We start from the raw sequence: 7,699 nt of genomic DNA on the forward strand, positions 1-7,699 counted from the left end.
GCCAAGTATTCAATGGCCAGCAAGACCCATCTCTTTCATTTGAAGGACGTTTCCGAGAGAATCCCACGGCCTTGTTTCCGTTGGATCAGGTAGCTAGTCTCGCTCGGTCATCGAATGTTCGGTGACCGGACGTGCAAGTCCGACGGCAAGCAGAATCCACAAATCAACCTACAGCTTAATGCCCAGCTTGATGCTTGGCGTTCGCCCGTTATGGCGGCTGTGCGTGGGAGACCTTCGGGTCTGCTGGGTTTAGCTCCTTGCCCCGGTCTTGCACACCTACGTACAGCTGCCCCCCTCATTCGCGTGCAAGCGAAGGGTGTCGACTTCTTCCAAGCAAGGAGTGTTCACCATGGTCAAAGTAACCCCCGACCCACCATGCTTCCTCAGCGAAGACGCCCTGCTCAACCGCCGAGCCATCGACTACTACCTCAAAGCGTCCGCCCCGGATGCGCCTCATTTCACGCTGAACGACAGCCTGAGTTTCGAAGACGCCCTGGTCCACGCGGCCGATTCGCTGCATTGCGCGGTGGAGACGGCGCACGCGTCGAGTGAAGCGATGAAGGCGCAACAGCGGGCCGTGATGCATTTAGTTGAGATAGCCAAGGGTGTAGTGGATCGGGCGCTGGCCTGTGTGCAGCCTCGCTAAACACTGCAGAACCCATGTGGGAAGGAGCTTGCACCCCGATGGCAGAGTGTCAGCCAATACATCTGTAGCTGACAGCCCGCTATCGGGGGCAAGCCCCCTCCCACATTTTGAGTTTCAGTATTCTGGGGAGTATGGCGGGCTCAGAACCCGCAATGTTTCTTCAGGTGCTCGGTGATCTTGGCGGCCGGCACTTTCTGCAAGGTGCACAGCAGATCGTGTGACAGCTCACGCAAACCATGAGTGCCACGCAGCTCCTGGGCCAGATGCGCCGTGAGGTTGGCCGCCATTTCCGCATCCGCCATCGCCCGGTGAGCCTTGCCGGTGTGGGGCAGTTGAGCGAAGGCATTCAACGTGCCGAGCTTGTGGTTGGGCGCCGAAGGCATCAGGCGGCGTGCCAGCAGCAGGGAGCAGGCGAACTTCTGCAAGCGGGTGCGGCGGATCAGGCCCAGTTCGAAGTCCCATAACTTCTGGTCAAACGCCGCGTTGTGCGCCAGCAGCGGCGTGGTGCCGACGAATTCGTTGACTTCATTCATCACCCGCTCGGCCGGTGGCGCGCTGCGCAGCATGGCATTGCTGATGCCGGTGAGTTGTTCGATAAAACCCGGCACACGCACGCCGGCATTCATCAGGCTCTGGTAGCGGTCCACGATCTGGCCTCGTTCGAGGATGACCACCGCGATTTCCGTGGCTCGGCAGTGGCTGCTCGGGGTGATGCCGGTGGTTTCAAAGTCGATGACCGCTATACGTTCCAAACCTGTTCCAACTCCGTCTAAAGATCTATTTAAGCAACAACGCGCCTTCGATCGGCACATAACGGCTGGCGGCGCGTATCAATGAGTTGGCCGTCAGCCCGGGCACGCCGTAGGCCACGGCTTCGACGCCATGCTTGTGGATAACGCGCTCGAGCAGCATGTCGAAATCACCGTCGCCGGAGGCCAGTACGATTTCGTCGACATGGTCGGCGGCATCCATGATGTCGAGGGTAATGCCCACGTCCCAGTCGCCCTTGGCCGAACCGTCGCTGCGCTGGATGTAGGGCTTGAGTTTTACCGTGAAGCCCAGGTTGCGCAGGATCTGTTGGAACTGCTGCTGCTTGCTGTCGCCGCGGTCGATGGCATAGGCATACGCCTCGACGATTTGCCCGCGAGCGCTGATGTCAGCCCACAGGGCGGCGTAGTTGAAGTGGCAACCATACGCCTGGCGCACGGTGTAATAGAGGTTTTGTACATCGGCGAACACTGCAATTTTCTTCACCGCACTTCCCCATGGTTGCCGCTTGGCTGCCGGACACGATGGTCCGCAAAGCCGCCAGTATGCCAGCCACGGGAAAGTTTCCGAAAAAAATCAGCCCGGGGCGACGACGCGCCCCGGTTGAATGCGGGTCAGACGAAGGAATCGTCGTCGCCGAAAGAGGAAGAATCGTCGGAATAATCGCTATCCGCGAAACTGTCGGAGTTGTTGCTGCCCCAGCTGTCATTCCCGGCGAAACGCTGCTCATCGTTGCCCCAGTTGCCGTTGTCACTGGCCGGCGCTGGCTCTTCGCGGATGATTTCTTCCACCACCTGCGGCTGTTGCGAGTTGTGGTTGAACAGGCTGCTGATGCCTTCGGCCAGCATCACACCACCGGCCACACCGGCGGCGGTTTTCAAAGCACCGCCGAGGAAACCACTGCCAATCGGCGCGGCGGGTGCGGGTGGCGGTTGTTGATAATTCTGCTGTGGCGCAGCGTAATTTTGCTGCGGCGCGGGCTGCCCGAAAGATGGCCGCGCCGGTTCACGCCAACCACCGCCCGATGACGCCGGGGCGCTCTGGGCCGGTTGCGGGTCACGGGAACCGCCGCCAAAGATGCTCGACAGGAAGCCGCCGCTGCTCGGGGCAGGTTGCGCCGTCTGGGAACGGGCTTGTTGCAACTCGTCCTGCAATTGCTGGATCTGCTGCGCCTGCTGCTTGTTCTGCGCGTCGAGGCTCTTGATCGCGTGTTCTTGCACCAGGATCGACTGGGTCATGTAGTACCCAGCGGCCGGTTGGCGAGTCATGTGCTCCTTGATCCGCGCTTCGGCCAGGGCGTCGCGGGGGGCTGAGTCCGTTTCGGCTTGTTGCAACCGTGAAAACAGTCCATCGATCAGGGTTTGCTCTTCGCTGTTCATGGCGACCTCGTTAGATTGCCGGTGAAAATCATGGGCCTGCCTGTCATCAAGCGGGCTACGTGCTAGTTATGGGGCTGTTACCAGACGTTTCAATAGTCTTTACGCAAGGTTTACGTTTGCTTACGTCCAGTCATGATCGGTTAAAGTGTGGGCCTTGCTTTTTGGCCTGCGATGAACCTGATGAATCCGTTAGACGTATTGCGCGACTCCTTCCGTTTCACCCAACGCAACCTGGGCGCCATCGTCCAGCTGTGCTTGCCGTTGGTGATCCTCGAAGCCCTGCTGCAACAGGTGCTGGACCACACGCTGGGCCCGGATGCATTCCCCGGTTACAGCGTGGTCGTCGGGCTGCTGGTGTATCCGCTGTACACCGGCGCCTTGATCCTGTTCCTGGATGCTCGCACCCGTGGCGAGTCACCGCGCACGAGAGATGTATGGGCCATGGCCCTGACTCTGTGGCCACGTTTCGCCCTGCTGACGGCCATGAGCACGCTGTTGATCCTGCTCGGCTTATCACTGTACTTCCTGCCCGGCCTATGGCTGATGGTGGTGCTGGCATTCGCCGAGTACCTGCTGGTGCTGCGCGGCATGCCGGCGCTGGAGGCGATGAAGGAAAGTTTCCGCCTGAGCCGTGGGCATTTCTGGCGCATCCTGGTGTGCCTGCTGTGCGTGATGACGCCGCTGTGGCTGCTCAAAGGCGCCAGCGTCGCCGCTTATCCACACCCGGCGCCAGTGCTGGGGTTGTTGATGGACAGCGCCCACAGCTTCCTGCAACTGTTTACCAGTGTGGTGCTGTTCCGTTTGTTCATGTTGATCGGTGGCGACGCCGACGCGCGGTGATATGCTCCGTGCCTGTCCTGACACGCTGATAAGCCGAGCCGATGACCCGTTTATTGCGCATCACCCTGCTGGGCCTGCTGATCATCGCGGGCCTGCTCACCGCCCTGATCTACAGCCTGACCTGGCGCCCTGCCGACAAGGAAATCCTGCCCATCAGCTGTGGTGCGCCCCGCGCGCCGACCCTGCTGCCGGGTCAGGCGCTCAAGGTCATGACCTGGAACGTGCAATACCTGGCCGGCAAGAACTACGTGTTCTGGTACGACACTCCCGACGGCAGCGGCCCGGACGACCGTCCCACCGTGGAAGACATGGCTTACAGCCTCGATGAAGTGGCGCGTGTCATCCGCGACGAACAACCCGACATCCTGCTGTTGCAGGAACTCGACGAAAACGCCAAACCGTCCCACTACCAGGACCAACTTGCCCTGCTGCAGGAACGCCTGGTCGACCTCTACCCCTGTAGCACCCAGGCTTTCGATTGGAAAGCCGACTTCATTCCCAACCTGCATATCTTCGGCAGTGTCGGCCGCAAGCTGGCAACCCTGAGCCGCTATCAGATTGAACACGCCGAGCGCCTGCAACTGCCGGTGTCCCCGGGCAACTTCATCAGCCGCCAATTCCAACCCAAGCCGGCGCTGCTGCTGACCTACCTGCCACTGAGCGATGGCGGCCAGTTGGCGGTGCTCAATACCCGCCTGGATGGCGATGCGCCTGGGCGTTCAGCGGTCAATGAGCAGGTAAAGGCAACGCTCAAGCTACTGGATAAGTTCGAAGGCCGAGGCACACCGTGGCTGATCGGTGGGGATTTCAACCTGCTGCCGCTGGGGCAGTTCCTGCGCCTGGATGCGAACAAGCGCGGGCAATATTCCCCGGACAGCGAACTGCATCTGCTGTGGGACAAGTACCCGATGATCCCGAGCAACAGCGAATCCAGCGGCATCGACCGTGAGAAATGGCTGACGCACTTCCCTAATGACCCAAGTGTGGAGGGCCCGGATCGTACCTTGGATTATTTGTTCTACAGCTCACGGATCAAGCGGGTGGAGGCCAAAGTGCGGCAGGACGACACTCTGCGCATCTCCAATCACTTGCCCGTGATCGCACGATTCCTGCTGCCCGCCGCGCAATAACCAGCACCACAAAAATAATGTGGGAGGGGGCCAGCCCTAATACCAGTCAGTTAAGCGGTGGGATGTAGAGCACCTGTAGTGAGCGAGCTTGCCCCGCGCTGGGTGGCGCAGCCGCCCCAAATCCAGGCACCTCGGTCTGTCTGAAACACCGCAGCGTCCTTGTTGGGGTGGCTTCGCCACCCAGCGCGGGGCAAGCCCGCTCACTACAAGAGTTTGGTCGCGGCAGATTCTCTTAACTGGCTGGCATTAGGGCTTGCTCCCTCCCATAGTTGTTCTCTGCCGTGGTTATTTGCGCGGCTTGATCCGTGCCGTCGCCTCGGCCACCAACGGATCATCCGGCCAATAATGCTTCGGATAACGCCCCTTCAGATCCTTCTTCACCTCGGCATAGGTACTGCGCCAGAAGTTCGCCAAGTCTTGTGTCACCTGCACCGGCCGCCGCGCCGGGGACAGCAGGTGCAACTTCACCACTTGGCGCCCGCCGGCAATGCGCGGCGTATCCGCCAGCCCGAACAATTCCTGCAGGCGCACCGCCAGAATCGGCGGCTGTTCGCTGTAGTCCAAACGCACCGAAGAACCCGACGGTACCTTCACATGCTGCGGTGCCAGTTCATCCAGGCGTTGGGGCAACGGCCAGGGCAGCAGGTTGTGCAGGAAACTGGAGATATCCAGATTGGAAAAATGACTGAGCCGCGAGACCTTGCCCAGGTACGGCATCAGCCAATGTTCCAGGCTGGCGAGCAAGGCGCTGTCGCTGAGGTCGGGCCACTCGCTGGTTTTTCCGGCGTCCAGTTGACGCAGCAGCATGACGCGAGCCTGCCATTGGCGCAGTTCCGGAGTCCAGGGCAACAGCTCCAACCCCTTGCGGCGCACGAGGTTGACCAGCGCCTGGCTGCGGGCGGATTCATCCAGGCCAGTCAGCGGTTCGCGGCTGAGCACCAGTTCGCCGACTTTGCGCTGGCGTTCGGCGCGCAGCACGCCTTCGCGTTCATCCCAATCCAGTTGGTCGACGTTGTGCACTTGTTCGGCGAGTACGCTATCGAACAAGGCAGGATCAAAGTCCGTCGCGAGATAGATTCGTTCTTCCCGCTGGCCCTGGCGGCTGCCCAAGTCAGCAATCACCAGCCAAGCTTGCTTCATCAGGCTGTCGGCCTCGGCGAACAGCGCGGCGCGGCCGTTGGCCAGGCGGTATTCGGCGCCCCCCGGACGCCGTTGCTGGGCGACGCGATCCGGGTAAGCCAGGGCCAACAAGGCGCCAAGCCAGCGCGGGTGATCGGGATCTGCCACCGGCTGAGTCGCCTTGCCTTTTAAATAGCTGCGATATTGCCGCGCCAGTTGCTTGGCCCGCTGCACGCCACCTTGAGTGCCTCGCGCGCGCTCCTCACCGGACAACAAGGCCAAGCGACTGTGCAAATCAGCACCGCCGCCGCGCAAGATATCGCGCTCACCCAGCAGCGCAGCAACATCACATGCTGTAGTCGCCAGCCCCAGATCCTGCCCGCGCAACAGCAAATGGGCGATGCGCGGATGGGCCGGCAGCTCGGCCATCTTCTGACCGTGGGCGGTCAACTTGTCTTCATCCAAAGCGCCCAGGCGCATCAACAAGTCCTGAGCCTGGGCATACGCGGCGGTCGGCGGCACATCCAGCCACACCAGTTGCGCAGGCGTGACACCCCAGCGAGCCAGTTGCAAGGCCAAACCTCCCAGGTCCGCCGCGAGGATTTCGGCGCTACCGTACGCGGCCAGGCCTTCATGCTGATCCTCGGACCACAGCCGATAACACACGCCCGGCTCCAAACGCCCTGCCCGACCGGCACGCTGGGTGGCACTGGCGCGGGAAATACGCTGGGTGTCGAGGCGGGTCATGCCGCTGCCGGGATCAAAACGCGGCACACGCGCCAACCCGGCATCGATCACCACGCGCACGCCGTCAATGGTCAGGCTGGTCTCGGCGATATTGGTGGCCAGCACCACTTTGCGTTTGCCGACGGGGGCCGGGTCGATGGCGGCGCGTTGGGCGTTGAGGTCAAGTTCGCCGTGCAGCGGGCACAGCAATACGTCACCACGATCACCCAGGGCGTCCGCCAGTTGCTGGTGGACCCGACGAATCTCCGCCTGCCCCGGCAGGAACACCAGCACGCTGCCGGCTTCGTCATGCAGGGCTTCGAGGATCGTTTGAACCACACGCGGCTCGATAAACTCACCGGGCTGGTAGGGCCGCCCCCAACGCGTCTGCACTGGAAACATGCGGCCTTCACTGCGCAGGATCGGCGCGTCATCCAGCAGGTCGGCAAGGCGTTCACCCTCGAGGGTGGCGGACATCAGCAGGATTTTCAGCGGTTGCTCATCGCGAAACAGTTCGCGACCGTTGAGGCTCAGGGCCAGCGCCAGGTCGGCGTCGAGGCTGCGCTCGTGGAATTCGTCGAAAATCAGCAAGCCCACCCCATCCAGCGCCGGGTCGTCCTGCAAGCGCCGGGTGAGGATGCCTTCGGTGACCACTTCGATGCGCGTATTGGGGCCGACCTTGCTGTCCAGGCGAATGCGATAACCGACGGTTTCACCGACCTTTTCCCCCAGCTCACTGGCCAGCCGCTCGGCCGCCGCACGGGCGGCGAGACGACGGGGTTCGAGCATCAGGATGGTTTGCCCGGCCAGCCACGGCTCGTTCAACAGTGCCAAGGGCACGCGGGTGGTTTTACCAGCGCCGGGCGGCGCTTCCAGCACGGCTTCATGGCGAATCGCCAAGGCGTCACGCAGGGCGGGTAAAACTTCATCAATCGGCAACGAATTCATACTGGCTCCAAAGCAGAGCGGCGAGTATAACGGCGAACTGCCGGAGGTCGGTGGTGGTCTCACAAACACCGCGCCCATTACCTGGCAACGCGGTCAACGGTGGGAGCTGGCTTGCCTGCGATAGCGGTGTATCAGTGCCATAT

At 61.7% G+C, this 7,699-nt stretch carries 7 protein-coding genes; 3 read left to right on the forward strand and 4 right to left on the reverse strand.

Annotated elements, in window-relative coordinates:
- The first annotated feature begins 349 nt into the window (after positions 1–349).
- A complete protein-coding gene (locus ACRESD_RS00355; RefSeq protein ID WP_431749114.1) occupies positions 350–646 on the forward strand; it encodes a DUF6124 family protein in 297 nt (98 codons plus the stop codon).
- A gap of 140 nt (positions 647–786) precedes the next feature.
- Here ACRESD_RS00355 and ACRESD_RS00360 read toward each other — a convergent pair whose 3' ends face one another.
- The 3 genes from ACRESD_RS00360 to ACRESD_RS00370 all read right to left on the reverse strand — a co-directional run bounded on the left by ACRESD_RS00360 (position 787) and on the right by ACRESD_RS00370 (position 2,793).
- Positions 787–1,398 (reverse strand): 3'-5' exonuclease, encoded by a 612-nt coding sequence (locus ACRESD_RS00360; protein WP_431749115.1) that lies wholly within the window; start codon positions 1,396–1,398, stop codon positions 787–789.
- Between the two features lie 25 nt (positions 1,399–1,423).
- The gene (locus ACRESD_RS00365; RefSeq protein WP_431749116.1) at positions 1,424–1,900 is read right to left on the reverse strand and encodes an NYN domain-containing protein; all 477 of its coding nucleotides are present in this window, start codon (positions 1,898–1,900) and stop codon (positions 1,424–1,426) included.
- A gap of 128 nt (positions 1,901–2,028) precedes the next feature.
- Positions 2,029–2,793, reverse strand: coding sequence for a DUF2076 domain-containing protein (locus ACRESD_RS00370; RefSeq protein ID WP_431749117.1), 765 nt, complete (start codon positions 2,791–2,793; stop codon positions 2,029–2,031).
- A gap of 180 nt (positions 2,794–2,973) precedes the next feature.
- Here ACRESD_RS00370 and ACRESD_RS00375 point away from each other — a divergent pair, with 180 nt between their 5' ends.
- Both ACRESD_RS00375 and ACRESD_RS00380 read left to right on the forward strand, forming a co-directional pair.
- Positions 2,974–3,633 carry a YciC family protein gene (locus ACRESD_RS00375; protein WP_431749118.1) on the forward strand — a complete coding sequence of 220 codons (660 nt, stop codon included), beginning with the start codon at positions 2,974–2,976 and terminating at the stop codon, positions 3,631–3,633.
- Positions 3,634–3,674: 41 nt separating this feature from the next.
- Positions 3,675–4,763 carry an endonuclease/exonuclease/phosphatase family protein gene (locus ACRESD_RS00380; RefSeq protein ID WP_431749119.1) on the forward strand — a complete coding sequence of 363 codons (1,089 nt, stop codon included), beginning with the start codon at positions 3,675–3,677 and terminating at the stop codon, positions 4,761–4,763.
- 285 nt (positions 4,764–5,048) lie between these two features.
- Here ACRESD_RS00380 and hrpB read toward each other — a convergent pair whose 3' ends face one another.
- A complete protein-coding gene (hrpB, locus tag ACRESD_RS00385; RefSeq protein WP_431749120.1) occupies positions 5,049–7,556 on the reverse strand; it encodes an ATP-dependent helicase HrpB in 2,508 nt (835 codons plus the stop codon).
- Positions 7,557–7,699: the final 143 nt, after the last annotated feature.

Origin of the sequence: Pseudomonas sp. (genome assembly GCF_050739995.1) — a bacterium.
Taxonomy (GTDB): Bacteria; Pseudomonadota; Gammaproteobacteria; order Pseudomonadales; family Pseudomonadaceae; genus Aquipseudomonas.

Excerpts from the sequence above, each read along its gene's own strand:
- ACRESD_RS00375 (WP_431749118.1), top strand. The coding sequence starts at position 2,974 with ATGAATCCGTTAGACGTATTGCGCGACTCCTTCCGTTTCACCCAACGC.
- ACRESD_RS00370 (WP_431749117.1), bottom strand. The coding sequence starts at position 2,793 with ATGAACAGCGAAGAGCAAACCCTGATCGATGGACTGTTTTCACGGTTG.
- ACRESD_RS00380 (WP_431749119.1), top strand. The coding sequence starts at position 3,675 with ATGACCCGTTTATTGCGCATCACCCTGCTGGGCCTGCTGATCATCGCG.
- ACRESD_RS00355 (WP_431749114.1), top strand. The coding sequence starts at position 350 with ATGGTCAAAGTAACCCCCGACCCACCATGCTTCCTCAGCGAAGACGCC.
- hrpB (WP_431749120.1), bottom strand. The coding sequence starts at position 7,556 with ATGAATTCGTTGCCGATTGATGAAGTTTTACCCGCCCTGCGTGACGCC.